The sequence below is a fragment of the Aquabacterium sp. TM01 genome, from assembly GCF_057808345.1.
In genome coordinates, this window is sequence record NZ_AP046529.1 from 2,755,567 (window position 1) to 2,773,294 (window position 17,728).

Below are 17,728 nucleotides of genomic sequence, written 5' to 3' on the forward strand. Positions count from 1 at the left end.
GGGCATGCACGTCAGCGTGGCGCTCAGGGCGCCTTCACACCCAGGATGCTGGCGCCCACGGCCTCGGCCACCTCGATGCCATCGACCCCGGCGGACATGATGCCGCCGGCATAGCCCGCGCCCTCACCGGCCGGATACAGGCCCTGGACGTTGAGGCTTTGATAATCACGCCCCCGGGTGATGCGCAGCGGTGAGGACGTGCGGGTCTCCACGCCGGTCAGCACGGCGTCCTTCATCGAGAAGCCCTTGATCTGCCTCTCGAACGCCGGCAAAGCCTCGCGGATGGCGTTGAGGCAGTAGTCGGGCAGGCTGCCGAGGCCAGGTTGGGCCAAGTCCGTCAGGTTCACGCCGGGCTTGTACGAGGGCTCGACGTTGCCGAGCACCTTGCTGCGCTGGCCCTTGATGAAGTCGCCCACCAATTGCGCCGGGGCGATGTAGTCCCCGCCACCCAGTTCGTAGGCGCGCGACTCCCAAAAGCGTTGGAAGGCCATCCCGTCGAGTGGGCTGACGGGGCCTTCACTCTTACCGTCCTGGCGATAGTCTTGCGGCGAGATGCCCACCACGATGCCCGCGTTGGCATTGCGCTCGTTGCGCGAGTACTGGCTCATGCCGTTGGTGACCACGCGATTGGGCTCGGACGTGGCAGCCACCACCGTGCCACCGGGGCACATGCAGAAGCTGTAGACCGCGCGGCCGTTCTTGGCGTGGTGCACCAACTTGTAGTCGGCGGCCCCAAGGATGGGGTTGCCAGCGTTGGGACCGAAACGTGCCTTGTCGATGAGGCTTTGCGGGTGCTCGATGCGGTAGCCGATGGAGAAGGGCTTGGCCTCCATGAAGACCCCGCGCTCGTACAGCATCGTGAAGGTGTCGCGGGCACTGTGACCCAGCGCCAGCACCACATGGTCGGCACGGAGTTGCTCACCGTTTTGCAGCGTCACGCCGCGGATATGACCGTTCTCAATCAGGACGTCGGTGACGTGGTGCTCGAAGCGGACCTCGCCCCCCAAGGCCACGATCTCGGCACGGATCTTCTCAACCATGCTGACCAGGCGGAAGGTGCCGATGTGAGGCTTGCTCACATACAGGATCTCTTCAGGGGCGCCGGACTTCACGAACTCGGTGAGCACCTTGCGGGTCAGGTGACGGGGGTCGCTGATCTGGCTCCAGAGCTTGCCGTCAGAGAAGGTGCCCGCCCCGCCCTCGCCAAACTGCACGTTGGATTCGGGGTTGAGCACGCTCTTGCGCCACAGGCCCCAGGTGTCCTTGGTGCGCTCACGCACCTCCTTGCCACGCTCCAGCACGATGGGGCGCAGGCCCATCTGGGCCAGGATCAGGGCGGCGAAGATGCCGCAGGGGCCGAAACCGACCACCAGGGGGCGCAGGTCATCGGGCGCGCGGAAGTCGGCTGGGGCCTGGCCCACGAACTGGTACGAGGTGTCGGGGGTGAGGCGAACGTGCGGGTCAGACGCGAAACGTTGAAGCAGGTCGGCTTCGAGTTCGGGCGTGGCCAGCTCGCAGTCGATCGTGTAGATCAGGACGATGGCCGACTTCTTGCGGGCATCGTAGCTGCGCTTGAAAACGGTGATGTTCAGGAGTTGGGCGTCGTTGATGCCCAGTCTGGCCACCACGGCCGGACGCAGGGCGTCTTCGGCATGGTTGAGGGGCAGACGCAGTTCAGTGATTCGCAGCATAGTGCGCAATTATCTCAAACTGGGATAATCGTGGGTTTCACGATTTGCCGGGCACCTGCGCCCCTCGCCGTCCATGTCTGCCCAAGAATTTGCCCCCGGTCTTGTCATCCAGCACTTTGCACCGCCGCTTCGGCTTGGCGACTTCAAAGCGATCGCCTTTGACATGGACTCGACGTTGATCAGCATCGAGTGCATCGACGAGATTGCCGACGCCGTGGGCAAGAAGGCGGAGGTGGCCGCCATCACGGAGGCGGCGATGCGCGGTGAAATCACCGACTTCAAAGACAGCCTGCGCCGCCGTGTGGCCTTGCTGAAGGGCGTGCCCGCCGAATCCCTGCAAGAGGTCTACGACCAGCGCCTCAAGATCAACCCCGGTGCGCCCGAGTTGATCAACGCGGCCAAGCAAGCTGGCCTGCAGACGCTGCTGGTGTCGGGCGGCTTTACGTTCTTTGCCGACCGCGTGCGCGAGCGCCTGGGCATGCACGAAGCGCACTCCAACACGCTGGAGATCGAAGGCGGCCTGCTCACCGGGCGTGTGCTGGGCGACATCGTGGACGGCGAGGCCAAGAAGCAGCACTTGCTGCGCCTGTGCGAGCGCATAGGCTGCGACCCCAAGTCCTCGATTGCCGTGGGTGACGGCGCCAACGACCTGCTGATGATGGGCGTGGCCGGCCTGAGCGTGGCGTATCACGCCAAACCCAAGGTGCGCGAACAAGCCATGGTGGCCATCAACGAGGGTGGCCTGGACCGTGTGCTGGCACTGCTGGCCTGAAGCCCTACCCCTGGCGCCCTGTCAGTGATGCCTTGAGCGTCCGGTTCGCCCTCACGCCCGCCAAGCGGCAGGGTGACGCATCAAGGTGAGAATGACACGGCACCCGGTGCCGTCGGCGCCCAACGACACCTGAACGTGTCCGCCATGGTTGCGGGCCACCAGGTCCACCAAGGTCAGGCCCAATCCGAGCACATCCTCGCCCTGGCCTGTTTGCAATGCGTGCTGCACGGCCTCCAGGCGCTCCGCAGACATGCCCTCTCCATCGTCGCTCACCTCCAACAGGTTGTGGCGCTCATGGGCACAAACGTCCACGGTCACGTGTGCGGCCTGATGGCGCGCCGCGTTGTCGAGCACGTTGAGCAAGGCCGCCGACAAGAGGTCAGGATCACACCAGACCAGGTCATCCCCCTGCACGGTGACCGTGACGCCGCGCACGGGCAGCGTGGCGACCATCTCCTTCAGGTGCACCTGCTGCCAGTTCATCTGTCCGCCAGCGCGGAACAGGCTGATCAGGGCGGTGGTCACGCGACGCAGGCGTGCCGCGGCCTCGCGGGTTTGGAGCAGACGCGGCTGCAGGGCCGCTGGCGCCTCACGCAGGGCCACGGCCAATTGCATGTCGATGCCAGCCAGCGGCGTGCGCAAGGCATGGGCAGCATGGGCCGCGAAAGCACGTTCGTGGGCCACCCGTGCCAGCAGGCGCTCGGCCAGATCGTTGAGCGCCACCACCATGGGCACCAGCTCGGCCCGAGCGGGTTGCGGCAGCTTCGCGCCGGGCTGCAAGGGGTCGAAACCTCGCACGGCTTCTGAGAGCTCCTGCAGGGGCTTGAGCTCAGCCCGCAGGCGCACGTTGAGCCACACCATGGTCAACCAACCGATCAACAGCGCCAGCGCCAGACTGCCGCCCACGGTCCACAACTGCGCATGGTGGCGGTGATCTTCCGACTGCGCCACGTGCAGCACCGCCTGGCCCTGCGGCAACGGCATGCTGTAAATGCGCCAGAGGGGGGCATTGCTGAAACCTGAGGCCGTTCCCAAGGTGAGCGGCACGGTAGGCGCACGGTGAGAGCGCAGCACCACCTCGCCATCACGTCCGATCAGCTGCCAGACCAGGCCTTCTTCGTGCGACGGCGCGGGCAACATGCCACGGTGACGCAGGATCAGGCTCTGATCCTGGCTCAGGAGGCCGTACAGCACTTCGGCAGATTCCTGCAGACCGTCGTCCAGCAGTTCGTCGAGGGTTTCATGCAAGAGCACACCCACCGTCAGTGCCAGCAACAAGCCGCCCGCCATGGAGATGGCCATGATCCATCGTGTGAGACGCACACGGATGGACGGCAAGTCGACCGAGAGCAGGGGATGCATCGCTCAGGCCTCCGGGGAATTGATGCGGTAGCCCAGCCCCCGCACGGTGTCGATCAGACTGCGACCCAGTTTGCGGCGCAGGTTGGCGACATGCACCTCCAGCACATTGCTCGACACTTCGCCATCCGAGCCCAGCATCAGCTGCTCCAGATCGGATTTCGACACGATGCGCCCTGCCCGCACGGCCAGGGCTTCCAGCACCGTCCATTCGCGTGCTGTGAGCTCCACCCGGGCGTCCACGCCCGCCTCATCGCGCCACCAGACGCCGCGTGCGGCAAGGTCCAGGGTGACCAGCCCCAGGTGCAACAAGCCGCCATGCCCGCCCGCCGTGCGACGCCGGATGGCGTGCAGGCGAGCCACCAGCTCATCCGGATCGAAGGGCTTGACGAGGTAGTCGTCGGCCCCGACATTGAGCCCCTTGACGCGGTCTTCCACCCGATCGCGGGCGGTGAGCATGATGATCGGACGCACATCGCCCTGGCGTCGCAAGGCGTGGACCCAATCCAGGCCAGAGCCATCGGGCAACTGCCAATCCACCAGCAAGGCGTCATAGGCCTCGTGGACCTGGCTGCGTGCGTCTCTCAGGCAGCTGAGCCAATCCACCAAGTGCCCTTCGGAACGCAGGAAGTCACGCAAGCCCTCGCCGAGGATCGCGTCATCTTCCAGCAACAACAATCGCATCTCATCACTCCGGATTTCCAATATCTTGACCTTAGCACCGGCCGCACATGGTCAGCTTCAGCTGGCATTCAGGTGGGCGTTCTATGCTCCAGATCAACTCTAGCCTCTGTCTGCCGCCATGAAGACCCCTGCCCTGCGCCTGCCCTCCCTGCTGCCTTTGCTGGCCGCCTTGCTGATGACCCATGCCCCCGGGGTCGGCGCTGCGCAAGCTGCCGCGCCGGTGACGCTCAAGGCCGCGCAGGTCAGCAGCCTGGGCATCACCTCGGAAGCGGTGCAAGCGGGTGGGCTGACCCAGCAGCGCTTTCCGGCTCAGGTGGTAATCCCAGTCAACCAGGAGCAGGTGGTGGCCGCCCCCGTCGCGGGTTTGGTCGAGGCCTTGTCCGTCAGCACGGGCGATGCGGTGCGTGCCGGTCAATGGCTGGTGCGCATGCGCAGCCCGCAGGCGCAAGAGCTGGGCCGCGATGTGCTGCAGTCAGGCAGTCAGCTGGAGTTGGCACGCCGCACGGCGCAGCGCGATGAAGCCCTGTTCAAGGAAGGCCTGATCCCGCTGTCGCGTCTGGAAGCCAGCCGTGCCCAATTGACGCAGCAGCAAGCCCAGGCCACCGAGCGCCGTCAGGCCTTGGCCATGGCCGGCGGCACCAGCGCGGGTCCGAATGGCACCATCAGTGTGTCAGCACCTGTGGGTGGACGGGTGTTGGCGCAGCTGGTGTCGGTCGGCCAGCGTGTGGACGCGATGACCCCGCTGTACCGCATCGCCAACCTGAACCCCTTGTGGCTGGAGATCCAGGTGCCCGCGAAACTGGCCAGCGATGTGCGGGCCGGAGATGCGGTGCAGCTCAGCGGCGTCAACGATGTGAAGGGACAGGTCATCGGCCTGGGCGCCAGTGTCGACCCCAAGACCCAATCGATCATGGTGCGAGCACGCATTGCCCACGTCAGCGGCAAGGCGGGTGAGCTGCCCGTTCGGCCCGGACAATGGGTCGAGGCCCACTTGCAGACCGGCCACAGCAACGATGCCGTCACGCTCAACAGCGATGCGGTCCTGACCTCGCCCGGCAATGTGCACCAGGTCTTCGTGGAGCAAGCCGCCGGTCGCTACGTACTGACCACCGTGCAGGTGTTGAGCCGTCAGGGCAAGAACTGGACGGTCACCGGCCTGTCTGCGGGCACCAAGGTGGTGACACGCGGCACCTCGGCCCTCAAGGCCCTGCTGGGCAACTGAGGACGACCGATGCTTGCGAAACTGATCGAGTTTTCCCTGCGCCAGCGTGTGCTGGTGATGTTGCTGGTGGTGATGTTGGGTGGCGCTGGCGTGGCCGCCTGGATGGGCCTGCCCATCGACGCCTTTCCGGATGTGTCGAGCACCCAGGTCAAGCTGATTCTCAAGGCCCCGGGCATGACCCCGGAAGAGGTCGAGACCCGCATCACCATCCCCATCGAGCAGGAAGTGCTGGGCATCCCCAAGCAGAAATCCCTGCGCTCAACCTCCAAATATGGCCTGGCCGATATCACGCTGGATTTTGAAGACGGCACCGATGTCTATTGGGCCCGCCAGCAGGTCAGCGAACGTCTGGCCGGCGTGATGGCCGATCTGCCGCCCTCGGCATCGGGCGGTCTGGCCCCCATCACGACACCGCTGGGCGAGATGTACATGTTCACGATCGAAGGCCCGCAGACGCTGGAAGAGCGGCGCCGCGTGCTGGACTGGGTGATCCGCCCTGCCCTGCGCGCCCTGCCGGGCGTGGCCGACGTCAACAGCCTGGGCGGCTACGTGCGCACCTTCGAGGTCATCCCGGATCCGCAGGCCTTGCTGGCCCAGGGCCTGACGCTCAACCAGCTGGAAGCGGCCCTGACCGCATCGAACCACAACGACGGTGCCGGTCGCCTCAATGCAGGCGAAGAGGCCCTGATCGTGCGGGCCGAAGGGGCCATCAAGACCCTGGACGACGTGCGCGACACCGTGGTGCGCAGCGCGGACGGCCGCATCACCCGCGTGGGCGACCTGGCCGAAGTGCGCATTGGCGAACTGACCCGCTATGGCGCCGTCACCCGCAATGGCCAAGGCGAGGCCGTGCAGGGCCTGGTGCTGGGCTTGCGCGGCGCCAACGCCCGCCAGCTGGTCGCCACCGTGCAGGCCAAGCTCGACAGCATGCAGGCCAGCCTGCCCAAGGGCATGACCATCGACACCTTTTACGACCGTGGCCGCCTGGTGGACCGCGCCGTGTACACCGTGAGCAAGGCGCTGCTGGAGGCCGTCGTGCTGGTGGTGCTGTTGCTGCTGGCCTTCCTGGGCAATCTGCGCGCGGCCATTGTGGTGGCGGTGATGCTGCCCCTGTCGGCGCTGGGCACTTTCGTGCTGATGCGCCAGTTCGGCCTGTCGGCCAACCTGATGAGTCTGGGCGGTCTGGCCATTGCCATCGGCATGCTGGTGGACGGGGCCGTGGTGGTGGTCGAAAACATCGAAAGCCACCTGGCCCATGGTGACGCCAAGAAAATGCCGATGCTGCAGGTCGTGATGCGTGCCAGCCGCGAGGTGGTCTCGCCCGTGGCGTCGGGCATCGCGATCATCATCATCGTGTTCCTGCCCTTGCTCAGCCTGCAAGGCCTGGAAGGCAAGCTCTTCGGCCCGGTGGCGCTGACCATCGTGTTCGCGCTGGCCATCTCGCTGGTGCTGTCGCTCACCATGGTGCCGGTGCTGGCGTCCTGGCTGCTCAAAGCCGGGCACGGTCAAGAGCCCTGGCTGATGCGCAAGCTCGATGTCATCTACGACAAGCTGCTGAGCGGCGCCCTGCGCCATCCGCGCTGGATGATGGGCGGCGCCCTGGGCGCACTGGTCGTGGCCGGATTGCTCTTCACCCAGATCGGCAAGACCTTCATGCCCACGCTCGACGAGGGTGACATCATCATGCAGTTGGAAAAACTGCCGGCCATTGGCCTGGATGGCACCGTAGACCTGGACCTGCGGGTGCAGCAAGCCATCCTCAAGCGGGTGCCCGAGGTGAAGTCCATTGTGGCGCGCAGTGGCTCGGATGAACTGGGGCTCGACCCCATGGGCCTGAACCAGACCGACACCTTCATGGTGCTCAAGCCTGTCGAAGAATGGCGCAATCCTGACAAGGAATGGCTGATCGGTGAGTTGCGCAAAGTGATGGAAGACTTCCCCGGCGTCGACGCCGGCTTCACCCAGCCCATCGACATGCGCGTGTCCGAGATGTTGACCGGCGTGCGCGGTGACGTCGCCATCAAGATCTACGGCAACAACCTGGCCACGCTCAACGAGATGGCAACGAAGGCCGAGAAGATCATCGCGGCCGTACCGGGCGCCACCGACACCCTGACCCTGCGCAACGATGGGGTGCAGTACCTGCAGGTGACGATCGACCGCCAGGCCGCAGGGCGACTGGGCCTGGACGCCGCCAGCATCCAAGCCGACCTGCGCCGCTGGGTGGAAGGTCAGCCCATTGGCCTGGTCCACGAAGACGGCCGCCGCACGCCCTTGGTCATCCGCGGCGCCAGCGAGTTGCGCAACAGCCCCGCCGATTTCGAAGCCCTGCGCCTGACCACACCGAACGGCGACGCCGTGCCGCTGAGCGCGGTGGCGACCCTGGACAACCGCGACGGCCCTGTGAAGATCGACCGTGAGCAGGCCCAACGCTATGTGGTCATTCAGACCAATGTGCGCGGCCGCGACCTGGTGGGCTTTGTGGATGAGGCCAAGGCCAAGCTGGCGCAGGCTATGCCGCTGCCCAGTGGCTATCAGGTCACCTGGGGCGGCCAGTTTGAAAACCAGCAACGCGCTGCACAGCGCCTCGGCTTGGTTGTGCCAATTGCTCTGTTGCTGATCTTCTTCCTGCTGTTCTCCACCTTCGGCTCGGTCCGCCAGGCCGCCATGGTGCTGTCCAACATCCCGCTGGCCCTCATCGGCGGGGTCGTGGGGTTGGCCATCGCGGGCGAGTACCTGTCCGTGCCGGCCTCGGTGGGCTTCATCGCGCTGCTGGGCATTGCCGTGCTCAATGGCGTGGTGATGGTGAGCTACTTCAACCAGCTGATCGAGGAAGGCAAGAGCCCGCGCCAGGCGGTGGTGGAAGGCGCCAAGCGCCGACTTCGCCCGGTGCTGATGACCGCCTCCATCAGCGCCGGGGGACTGATTCCCTTGCTGTTCGCCACCGGCCCCGGCAGCGAAATCCAGAAGCCGCTGGCCATCGTGGTCATTGGCGGGCTGGTGAGCTCCACCGCCCTGACGCTGCTGCTGTTGCCGCTGGTGTACGAACGCTTTGGCGTCCAGACCGACGCCGACGATGCCCCCGCCCAGGCTTGAGAGACTTCATCATGTTGAACCCCATCTTGCGCCCTGGCGCTGCTTCCAAGGCCTCCAAGACTGCCATGTCGTCCATGCCTTCCCCGGCCCTGCTGCGGGCGGCGGTCCTGAGTGCCTGTCTCAGCGGCTTGTCTGGCTGGGTCCTGGCCGCAGAACCCGCCAAGCCCGCTGAGCCTGCGACACCCTCATCGATGACCGCCTCGGCCACGCCACCCGTCGCATCGGCAGACGCCGCGAAGGGCACGATGGGCTTGCCCGATGCCGAGTGGATGCGGCAGTTGATCTCGCGCCACCCGGCCTGGCTGGCTCAGCTGGCCCAGACCCGATCCGAGCGACACCTGGCCGAGCAAAAACGCGCCGGTCCACATGAGTGGACGCCCTCGGTGCAATACGGCCGCCGCACCTATGAGGCTGACGCCGCCACGCCGCGCACCACGCAGTCCGAGTGGGAAGCGGCGCTGGAACGCGGCATCCGCCTGCCGGGCAAGGCCCAGGCCGCCGAGCTCGCGGCCCAACGGCAAGGCGCGTTGGCCGAAGCCCGGCAGCAACAAGCCTGGCGTCAACTGAGCCAGCAAGCCATCACCCTGTACGCCGACTGGCTGCGTGAACAACGCCAGGAGCAGGTCTGGCAGGATCAGGTCAAGCTGCTGACGCAACAAAGCGAGGCCGTGAACAAGCGCCAGAAACTGGGCGACGCCGCGCAGATCGACAGCATCCAGATGCAGGCCAGCCTCACGCAGGCGCGTTTGCAGGCCCAGGCGGCCGCGCAACGGCGCCAGGCACGCTGGACCAGCCTGCAGGCGGCCTTTCCCGGTTGGCCGGCACAGCTTGCCACCCCTGCCCTGCCCGAGACCAGCCCCACGCTGAGCGACGCGCAGCTGCAAGCCCTGCTTTCAAACACCCCGGATGCCCGCGCCGCGCTGTTCGAAGCCGACTTCGCCCAAGCCCAGGCGGAAATGGACCGACGCAACACCACCGCCGACCCCACCGTGGGGGTGAAAGTGGCCCAGGCCCGTGGCAGCGCCGAGAAAATGCTGGCCCTGACCTTGTCCTGGCCCATCGGCGGTGCCGCCCGCAGCCTGGGGGCGCAATCGATCGCGGCGTTGGCCGATGCGGCCGCACAGCGTCGTGAAGATGTCCAGCGTCAGGTCAGCCGGGACCTGAGCTTGCTGCAACAGGAAGCGCAAGACAGCCTGCGACTGTCACAGCTCGCGCAACAGGCACTGGCGCAGCTGCAATCGGTGGCCGGCTCGCTGGACAAGGGCTTTGCGCTGGGCGAAGGCGCACTGAGCGAGGTGCTACAAGCCCGTCGGCTGGCCAACGAGCAGGCGCTGGTGGCCGCCCAGGCCGAGGTCGATGCCTGGCAGGCCCAATGGCGCTGGGCACTGCAACGCGGCGCCCTGTGGCCCGCGCCTTGAACCCGGTCAAGCCTTGGGCTTGTCCATGATCACGATGCCGTCTTCGTCGGCATACAGCCAGTCACCGGGGCGCACCCACACGCCCTGGATCTGAACGGCCACATCGGTTTGGCCCTCGTTGCGCTTTTCGGTGGGCAGGGGCATCAGGCCCAGGGCCCGGATGCCGACGTAGCAGGCCGCCAGCTCGGCGGAGTCGCGCACGCAGCCGTCCACGATCACACCCGCCCAGCCGTTCTTGGCGGCTGCCTTGCCCAGGTTGCCGCCCACCAGGGCGCGGCGCAGCGAGGCGCCCCCATCGACCACCAACACACGACCGTTGCCCGGAGAGTCGACCGCGGCCTTCACCAGGGTGTTGTCCTCAAAGCACTTCACCGTGCTGACGGGGCCGCTGAACTTGGTGAGCTGACCGTAATCTTTGAAGACGGGAGGCAGCACACGGAAAGCGCCATCGGTGTCATTTTTGTGTTCGTCGCACAGATCGCAGGTCGCAAAGGTGGTCGTCATGCTCACGCATCCTTGAAGTGAAGTGAAATCGAAAGTCAGAACCGAAATTGTCCACCCAGTTGCGGCCCCGTGTTTGGCGCCACGCCCACCTCCTCACTGCTCCCCCACGCCTGAGGGCACACCCACCTCGTCACATTCCCCGGGCAAGGCTGAGATGCGAGACAATAGAAGGTTGATCTGAACCGCCCCACCCACGTGCACCCTCAGAGCCCGCCGCCACCGCAGAGCCCACCCGCCACGCCCCAAGCCCGCATCAAGATGATCGCGGCCTGGACCGTGGGCCTGGCGCTGCTCGCCTGGCTGCTGAGCCGCACCCCGCTGTCCGAGGTGCGCGAGGCCATCGCCCGCCCGAGCGCGCTGACCTGGGCCCTCACCCTGGGCGGCCTGCTGTTGAGCTATGGCCTGCGCTCGGCCCGACTGCAGGTGGTGCTCGCCCTGGACGACCACACCCGGGCGCCCCGACGCTGGCTGGGCCTGCGCACCGATGCGCTGCGGGTCATCCTGATGCACAACGCGGCGGTCAACCTGCTGCCCATGCGCGCGGGTGAGCTGAGTTTCCCCTGGCTGGCCTCGCGCGAACTGAACCTGCCCCTGCCGCGTGCCGTGGCCTGCCTGCTGTGGATGCGGGTGCAGGACCTGATCGTGCTGATCGCGCTGGGCGTGCTGCTGTGGCCCGGCGTGCCCCTTCTGTGGCGCGGCGCCGCACTGGCGGCCATGGTGCTGGGCTGGTGGGTCGCCAGCTGGGGCCTGCGCCGCTGGTACGGCCACCACCCCGAACCCGCCACAGCGACGACCGCCCCCCTCACCGGTGGCAAGCTGACGCAACTGCTGTCCCGCCTGCGCCACGCGTTGCTGGAGCCCGCCCACCATCGCCCCATGGCCTGGCTGCTCACCCTGGCCAACTGGAGCGTCAAGCTGGCCGCAGGTGCCTGCCTGCTGTCGGCCATCACGGGCAGCAACTGGGGCACCGCTTGGGCGGGCGCGCTGGGCGGCGAACTCGCCGCCGTCGTGCCCCTGCAAGGCCCCGCCGGTTTTGGCACCTACGAGGCCGGCGTCTGGGCCGGCATGGCCGCGCACCTCAGCGCCCACTCGCCTGCGCTGGCCGTGGCCGTGAGCGCGGCCCTCGCCTTGCACGTCTGTTTTCTGCTGTGCGCCGTGTTTGCCGGCGCCCTGGCCTGGCTGCTCAGCCACCTTCCCTCTGCCCGATCGCCTCAGCGCGAGCGCCCTCCGCGCCACCTGCCCTGAGCCGAATCCCTCCCTATGCTGGAAAATCGCACCATGACCACCTTCACCGCCCCCTCGGGCGACGTCCTGACCGACGTCCCGCCGCACCGCCTCTCCATCGTCGTACCGATGTACAACGAGATCGACAGCGTCGAACCCTTCGTCACGGCTGTGCACGAGGCCCTGGGCAACTATCCCTTCGAGTGGGAATTGCTGATCGTCAACGACGGCAGCCGCGACGGCACCCGTGAAAGGCTGGACGAACAGGCCCGTCTGCGTGGCCCGCACGTGCGCCCCATCCACCTGTGGCGCAACTTCCGCCAGACCGCGGCCATGCAGGCCGGCATCGACGCCTCGCGCGGCGACGTCATCGTCACGCTCGACGGCGACCTGCAGAACGACCCCAAGGACATCCCCAAGCTGGTGGCCCGTCTGCTCAAGGAAGACCTGGACCTGGTGGCCGGCTGGCGCCAGAACCGCCAGGACGGCCTGTGGTTGCGCAAGGTGCCCTCCAAGATCGCCAACCGCATCATCCGCAAGATCACGCAACTGGAGTTCAAAGACCTGGGCTGCAGCCTCAAGGCCTACCGCGCCAGCGTGCTCAAGCGCGTGAGCCTGTACGGCGAAATGCACCGCTTCATCCCCGCCTGGATGGCCACCGTCACCTCGCCGGCCCGCATGGCCGAAGAGCCGGTCAGCCACCATGCCCGTGCCCACGGCGAGTCCAAGTACGGCATCTCCCGCACCCTGCGCGTGGTGCTCGACCTGCTGTCGGTCAACTTCTTCCTGCGCTTTGCCAGCCGCCCCGGCCACTTCTTCGGTGGTGTGGGCCTGGGCGTGAGCCTGATCGGTGGCTTGATCCTGGCCTATCTGGCCGCCCTCAAGGTCACCGGTCACGACATCGGTGGCCGTCCGCTGCTCTGGCTGGGCTTCTTCTGTGTGCTCGGCGGCCTGCAATTCCTGACCACGGGCGTGATCGCCGAACTGCTGATCCGCATCTACTACAACCGCGGCGACATCGCGCCGTACCACACCAGCCACGAGGCGCCCCAGGACGCCGACCAAGCCTGGCACCATCAGGATTGATGCCCATGAGCCGCAGCACCCTCGCCTCCTCGCCCCGCCCCGCTCGCCCCGCCTCGCGCTGGCCGCGTCTGTGGGGCCCGTCCCTGGGCCTGTTGCTGGCCTTCCTGGCCGCGCTGATGCTCTACCGCGTGTGGGTGGTGCAGTCCTCGGGCATCTCGTTGTTTTTTGACGAGGCCCAGTACTGGGACTGGGCGCAAGACCTGTCCTGGGGCTACTACTCCAAGCCCCCGATGATCGCCGGCCTGATCTGGCTGAGCACCCTGCTCCTCGGTGACGGCGTGCTAGGCGTCAAGCTGTTGGTGATGCTGCTCTACCCGCTGACCGCGCTGGCCATGGTCGGCTTTGCGCGGGCCCTGTGGCCCACCAGCAGCGGCGTGCGCACCGGCGTGGTCGCGGCGGCCCTGTTCGCCACCATCCCCACGGTCGGCTTGATGGGCCTGTTCGCCAGCACCGACGCCCCGCTGATCCTGTGCTGGACACTGGCTGGCTGGATGCTGTGGCGCGCCCAGGTCACCGACCGCATCGGCTACTGGATCGCCCTGGGCGTGGTCTGCGGCCTGGGCCTGATGAGCAAGTACACGATGGCGGCCTTCGCCGTCACGGCGGTGTGGGCCCTGTGGGGCATCCACGGTCCGCGTCGCGGCCTGTTCCGCCTGGGCCCCTGGGTGACCATCGCGATCGCCCTGGCCCTGCTGGCCCCCAATCTCTGGTGGAACGCGCACAACGGCTTCCCCACCCTGCAGCACACCGCCGAGTTGACCACCCAGTCCACTCGCCGTGGCGGTTTCGAGCCCACCCTGGTGTTCGCCGTGGGCCAGATCCTGATGCTCGGCCCCGTAGCCGTGCTGGCCGGTTGGTGGCTGCGCCGCCGTCGCGGGCAGCCTCAGGCCACGGAAAGCCAGATGGTCTCCGTGCCGGCCAGTCAGTGGGCTCCCACCAGCATCATGGACGGCACCCGCCCCAGCGTGATGCCCGACGAGGTGGCCACCCCACGCAAGGTCGCCGCGCGCAACTCGCCTTACTACCTGGCGTCCGAATCGAGCTTCCGCTTCCTGTGGGCGTTGAGCGTGCCGCTGCAGCTGATCGCCCTCGTGCAGGCCTTCCACGCCGATGCGCACGTCAACTGGGCGGCACCGTCCATGGTCGGCTTCTGCATGATCATTGCCGCCCGCCTGAGCCCCCCCTTGGCACGCCTGGCCGACCCTCGCCCCAATGGCTGGCTGGTCGCCGTGCTGCTGAGCAACCTCGTGCTGACCTCGGCCGTGCTGCACCTGCGCGACATCGTCGGCCCCACCCTGCCCTCCAAGCTCGACGTGCTGGTGCGCATGCGCGGCTGGGACACCGCCTTCAAGCAACTCGCCCCCGCCATCGAGGCCCCCACCACCACCGGCCTGCCCGTGCTGACCGACCAACGCCTGCTGATCACCCATGCTGCCTACCACTGGCGTGACCACCATGTCCGCACGCTGTACTGGAACCCGCAGGGCACGCGCAACAACCATTACGAGATCACGCACAGCCTGCCGGACCAGATGGGCGCAGACGTCATGCTGGTCACCAGCCAGCGCGAGCCGACCCAGATCACCAGCCGCTTTGCCACATCGCGCCTGATGGCCTCGACCCGCGTGCCCGTGGGCCCGGACCGCTTCATCGAGCTGCATGCCTTCTTCCTGCGCGGCTTCCTCGGCTATGGTCCGCGCAACGACAACGCCCAACCCGCGCCTCGCGAAGATGACTGAGCCTCGCCGCCCAACAATCGACCCAGACGCGCCCGACGAGGTCAGCCTTCAGCGCCTCACCCACCTCATCTGGGCGGTCTTTTTCTTCGCGCTGGCCATCTTCGCCAAGTTCCCAGGCCTGGACCTGCTGATCTCGGCCCGCTACTACGACGCGGAACTGGGCTTCTTTCACCGCAACCACCCGGTGGTGCTCGCGCTGTACGACTGGACGCCCTGGATCGGTCGTGCCCTGGTGATCGCCCTGGCCCTGTACGCCCTGCTGGCCCCGCTGCTGGCGCGTTACTTCGAGCAGCAGCGCCAGCACAGCCTGGCCCAGCGCGCGCGTGGCTCCTGGCGGCACCTCGCCACGGTGGCGGTGGTCTGCGGCCTGCTGGGCCCCGGCCTCATCATCGAGGGCATTTTCAAGAACCACATGGGCCGCCCCCGCCCCGTGCAAGTGGTCGAATTTGGTGGCACCGACACCTACCAGGGCCCCTTCTCGCAAGGCACCACGCCCGAGCGCAACCGCAGCTTCGTCAGCAGCCATGCCGCCGCCGGATTCTGGCTGATGAGCCTGGGCCTGACCTGCGGTCCGCTGTGGCGGCGCCGCTGGCTGCTGATCGGCATCGTGGCCGGTGGCGTCGTTGGCCTGGGCCGCATCCTGCAAGGCGGGCATTTTTTCAGTGACATCCTGTTTGCGTTTTTCACCGTATGGCTGTCATGTGAAATCGTGGCCTGGCTCGACAAACGCCGGCGCAGCCGACACACTTGACCCCCTTGGCAGAGCCCCAGCTTGGCTTTGCCAGGCGCCTTCCTTTGCGTCCAGACCGTTCACGAGACGACAACGACCATGAACCCCACCGACTCCGTTTCCTACGACTACGACCTGCAGGACGCCTCGGGCGCCACCTGCACGGCCCACGCTTGGGCCAAGGTCCCTACGCCCCTGGCCCCTGACGAGAAGGAGCGCGTCAAGGCCCGCATCAAGGAGCTACTCAAGGCGCAAAACGCCGTGCTGGTCGCCCACTACTATGTCGATGGCGATCTGCAGGACCTGGCCATGGAAACCGGTGGCTGCGTGTCCGACTCGCTGGAAATGGCCCGCTTCGGCCGTGACCATGCTGCCCAGACCCTGATCGTGGCGGGTGTGAAGTTCATGGGCGAGTCGTCCAAGATCCTGAGCCCCGGCAAGCGGGTGCTGATGCCCGACCTGGACGCCACCTGCTCGCTCGACCTGGGCTGCCCGGCCGAAGACTTCATCAAGTTCTGCGATGCCCACCCGGACCGCAAGGTGGTGGTCTATGCCAACACCAGCGCTGCTGTCAAAGCCCGCGCCGACTGGATGGTGACCAGCTCGTGTGCGCTGGCCATCGTCCAGCACCTCAAAGACCAGGGCGAGAAGATCCTCTGGGCGCCAGACCGCCACCTGGGCCACTACATCCAGAAGGAAACCGGCGCCGACATGCTGATGTGGAACGGCGCCTGCATCGTGCACGACGAGTTCAAGGGCATCGAGCTGCACCTGGTCAAGAAGGAGCACCCCCAGGCCTTGGTGCTGGTCCACCCCGAATCGCCCGACAGCGTCGTGGCCCAAGCCGACGTGGTGGGCTCGACCTCGCAACTGCTCAAGGCCGTGGTCGAGTCCGATGCGCCCGAGTTCATCGTCGCCACCGACAATGGCATCCTGCACCGCATGCGCCAACTGGCGCCCAGCAAGGTGCTGATCGAAGCGCCCACCTCGGGCAACAGCGCCACCTGCAAGAGTTGCGCGCACTGCCCCTGGATGGCCATGAACGCGTTGCAAGGCGTGCTCGACTGCCTGGAAAAAGGCACCGGCGAGATCACCGTGCCCGAAGACATCCGCGTCAAGGCCCATGGCTGCATCGACCGCATGCTCGACTTCGTGGCCAAGAACCCGGCGGCCATCGCCAAGCCTGCTCAGGGTTTCGTGCCCAACATCGGCGCGGCCTGATTGAAGCCATTGCCACCTGTCCCTTGCCCATTGCGACTGCCTCATGTTCGACCACAACGAAACCCTGCAAGAAGCCCGTGAGCGCAATGTGCGCGACGCCCTGTTCGAAGACGTGGGCGTGTGCGACTGGACGGCGCAGCTGGTGCCCGCCAACCAGCGTGTGAAAGCGCGCCTGCTGGTGCGCGAAGAAGCCGTGCTGTGCGGACGCGACTGGTTCGAGGCCTGCCTGTTCCAGCTCGACCCCAGCGCCCGTATTCAATGGACCTACGAAGAAGGTGCCCTGATGGCCGCCAACACCGAGGTCTGTCTGATCGAGGCCGATGCGCGCGCCATGCTGACGGCCGAGCGCCCCGGCATCAACTTCCTGCAGACCTTGTCGGCCGTGGCCACCCTCACCCACCGCCACATGAAGGCTATCGAGGGCGCCTCGCCCAACCCGCGCGGCTGCGTGGTGCTCGACACCCGCAAGACCTTGCCCGGTCTGCGTCTGGCGCAAAAGTACGCCGTGCGCGTGGGTGGCGGCGCCAACCAGCGCCTGGCTCTGTACGACGGCATCCTGATCAAGGAAAACCACATTGCCGCCGCCGGCAGCGTGACCGCCGCGCTGAAGAACGCGCAAGCCCTGGTGGCCGCGCAAGCCTCACCGTTGCGCGAGCAGATCACGATTCAGGTGGAAGTGGAAACGCTCGACCAGTTGCGTGAAGCCCTGGCCGCCGGCGCCGTCAGCGTGCTGCTGGACAACTTCAGCAACGAGATGATGCGCGATGCCGTGCGCATCAACGATGAGGTGGCCCAAGGCGCCGCGCTGCTAGAAGTCTCGGGCGGCGTCACCATGGATCAGTTGCGCGACATTGCCGCCACCGGCGTGGACCGCATCTCGATCGGCAAGCTGACCAAAGACGTCAAGGCCGTGGACTTCTCGCTGCGGGTGCTCGAGCGCATCGGCGGCTGAGCCTGCATCGGCCGCACGCGCGGCCGATCG

General features: G+C 66.8%; 14 protein-coding genes. 10 read left to right on the forward strand and 4 right to left on the reverse strand.

Translation table 11 applies throughout. The features are described 5' to 3' along the window. Positions 1-23 precede the first annotated feature (23 nt). Positions 24-1,691 (reverse strand): NAD(P)/FAD-dependent oxidoreductase, encoded by a 1,668-nt coding sequence (locus AC3WW4_RS12595; protein WP_488828836.1) that lies wholly within the window; start codon positions 1,689-1,691, stop codon positions 24-26. A gap of 73 nt (positions 1,692-1,764) precedes the next feature. Between AC3WW4_RS12595 and serB the strand changes: the two genes are divergently transcribed. Next, on the forward strand, positions 1,765-2,463 hold the full coding sequence (gene serB, locus AC3WW4_RS12600) for a phosphoserine phosphatase SerB (RefSeq protein WP_488828837.1): 699 nt from the start codon (positions 1,765-1,767) through the stop codon (positions 2,461-2,463). A 51-nt stretch (positions 2,464-2,514) separates the two neighbouring features. Here the strand turns inward: serB and AC3WW4_RS12605 are convergent, their stop codons facing one another. Both AC3WW4_RS12605 and AC3WW4_RS12610 read right to left on the reverse strand, forming a co-directional pair. Further along, positions 2,515-3,825 carry an ATP-binding protein gene (locus AC3WW4_RS12605; RefSeq protein WP_488828838.1) on the reverse strand — a complete coding sequence of 437 codons (1,311 nt, stop codon included), beginning with the start codon at positions 3,823-3,825 and terminating at the stop codon, positions 2,515-2,517. A 3-nt stretch (positions 3,826-3,828) separates the two neighbouring features. Beyond that, a complete protein-coding gene (locus AC3WW4_RS12610) occupies positions 3,829-4,506 on the reverse strand; it encodes a response regulator transcription factor (protein WP_488828839.1) in 678 nt (225 codons plus the stop codon). 118 nt (positions 4,507-4,624) lie between these two features. Between AC3WW4_RS12610 and AC3WW4_RS12615 the strand changes: the two genes are divergently transcribed. The 3 genes from AC3WW4_RS12615 to AC3WW4_RS12625 are packed head-to-tail and all read left to right on the forward strand — an operon-like array spanning position 4,625 to position 10,242. Beyond that, complete coding sequence (locus tag AC3WW4_RS12615; protein WP_488828840.1) at positions 4,625-5,728, forward strand: efflux RND transporter periplasmic adaptor subunit; 1,104 nt, start codon at positions 4,625-4,627, stop codon at positions 5,726-5,728. Positions 5,729-5,737: 9 nt separating this feature from the next. Further along, positions 5,738-8,824 carry an efflux RND transporter permease subunit gene (locus tag AC3WW4_RS12620; protein WP_488828841.1) on the forward strand — a complete coding sequence of 1,029 codons (3,087 nt, stop codon included), beginning with the start codon at positions 5,738-5,740 and terminating at the stop codon, positions 8,822-8,824. A gap of 11 nt (positions 8,825-8,835) precedes the next feature. After that, the gene (locus AC3WW4_RS12625) at positions 8,836-10,242 is read left to right on the forward strand and encodes a TolC family protein (RefSeq protein WP_488828842.1); all 1,407 of its coding nucleotides are present in this window, start codon (positions 8,836-8,838) and stop codon (positions 10,240-10,242) included. Positions 10,243-10,248: 6 nt separating this feature from the next. Here the strand turns inward: AC3WW4_RS12625 and rraA are convergent, their stop codons facing one another. Next, entirely contained in the window at positions 10,249-10,746 is a 498-nt protein-coding gene (gene rraA / locus AC3WW4_RS12630) for a ribonuclease E activity regulator RraA (protein ID WP_488828843.1), read from the reverse strand. A 195-nt stretch (positions 10,747-10,941) separates the two neighbouring features. Between rraA and AC3WW4_RS12635 the strand changes: the two genes are divergently transcribed. From AC3WW4_RS12635 to nadC, 6 genes are all read left to right on the forward strand, one after another. Beyond that, complete coding sequence (locus tag AC3WW4_RS12635) at positions 10,942-11,991, forward strand: lysylphosphatidylglycerol synthase domain-containing protein (RefSeq protein ID WP_488828844.1); 1,050 nt, start codon at positions 10,942-10,944, stop codon at positions 11,989-11,991. A gap of 33 nt (positions 11,992-12,024) precedes the next feature. Further along, entirely contained in the window at positions 12,025-13,056 is a 1,032-nt protein-coding gene (locus AC3WW4_RS12640) for a glycosyltransferase family 2 protein (protein WP_488828845.1), read from the forward strand. A 5-nt stretch (positions 13,057-13,061) separates the two neighbouring features. Then, positions 13,062-14,795, forward strand: coding sequence for an ArnT family glycosyltransferase (locus AC3WW4_RS12645; RefSeq protein ID WP_488828846.1), 1,734 nt, complete (start codon positions 13,062-13,064; stop codon positions 14,793-14,795). Further along, positions 14,788-15,546 carry a phosphatase PAP2 family protein gene (locus AC3WW4_RS12650; RefSeq protein ID WP_488828847.1) on the forward strand — a complete coding sequence of 253 codons (759 nt, stop codon included), beginning with the start codon at positions 14,788-14,790 and terminating at the stop codon, positions 15,544-15,546. The genes AC3WW4_RS12645 and AC3WW4_RS12650 overlap by 8 nt, the downstream gene beginning before the upstream one ends. 78 nt (positions 15,547-15,624) lie before the next feature. Then, on the forward strand, positions 15,625-16,746 hold the full coding sequence (gene nadA / locus AC3WW4_RS12655; RefSeq protein WP_488828848.1) for a quinolinate synthase NadA: 1,122 nt from the start codon (positions 15,625-15,627) through the stop codon (positions 16,744-16,746). Positions 16,747-16,789: 43 nt separating this feature from the next. Next, entirely contained in the window at positions 16,790-17,698 is a 909-nt protein-coding gene (nadC, locus tag AC3WW4_RS12660; protein WP_488828849.1) for a carboxylating nicotinate-nucleotide diphosphorylase, read from the forward strand. The last annotated feature ends 30 nt before the right edge of the window (positions 17,699-17,728 follow it).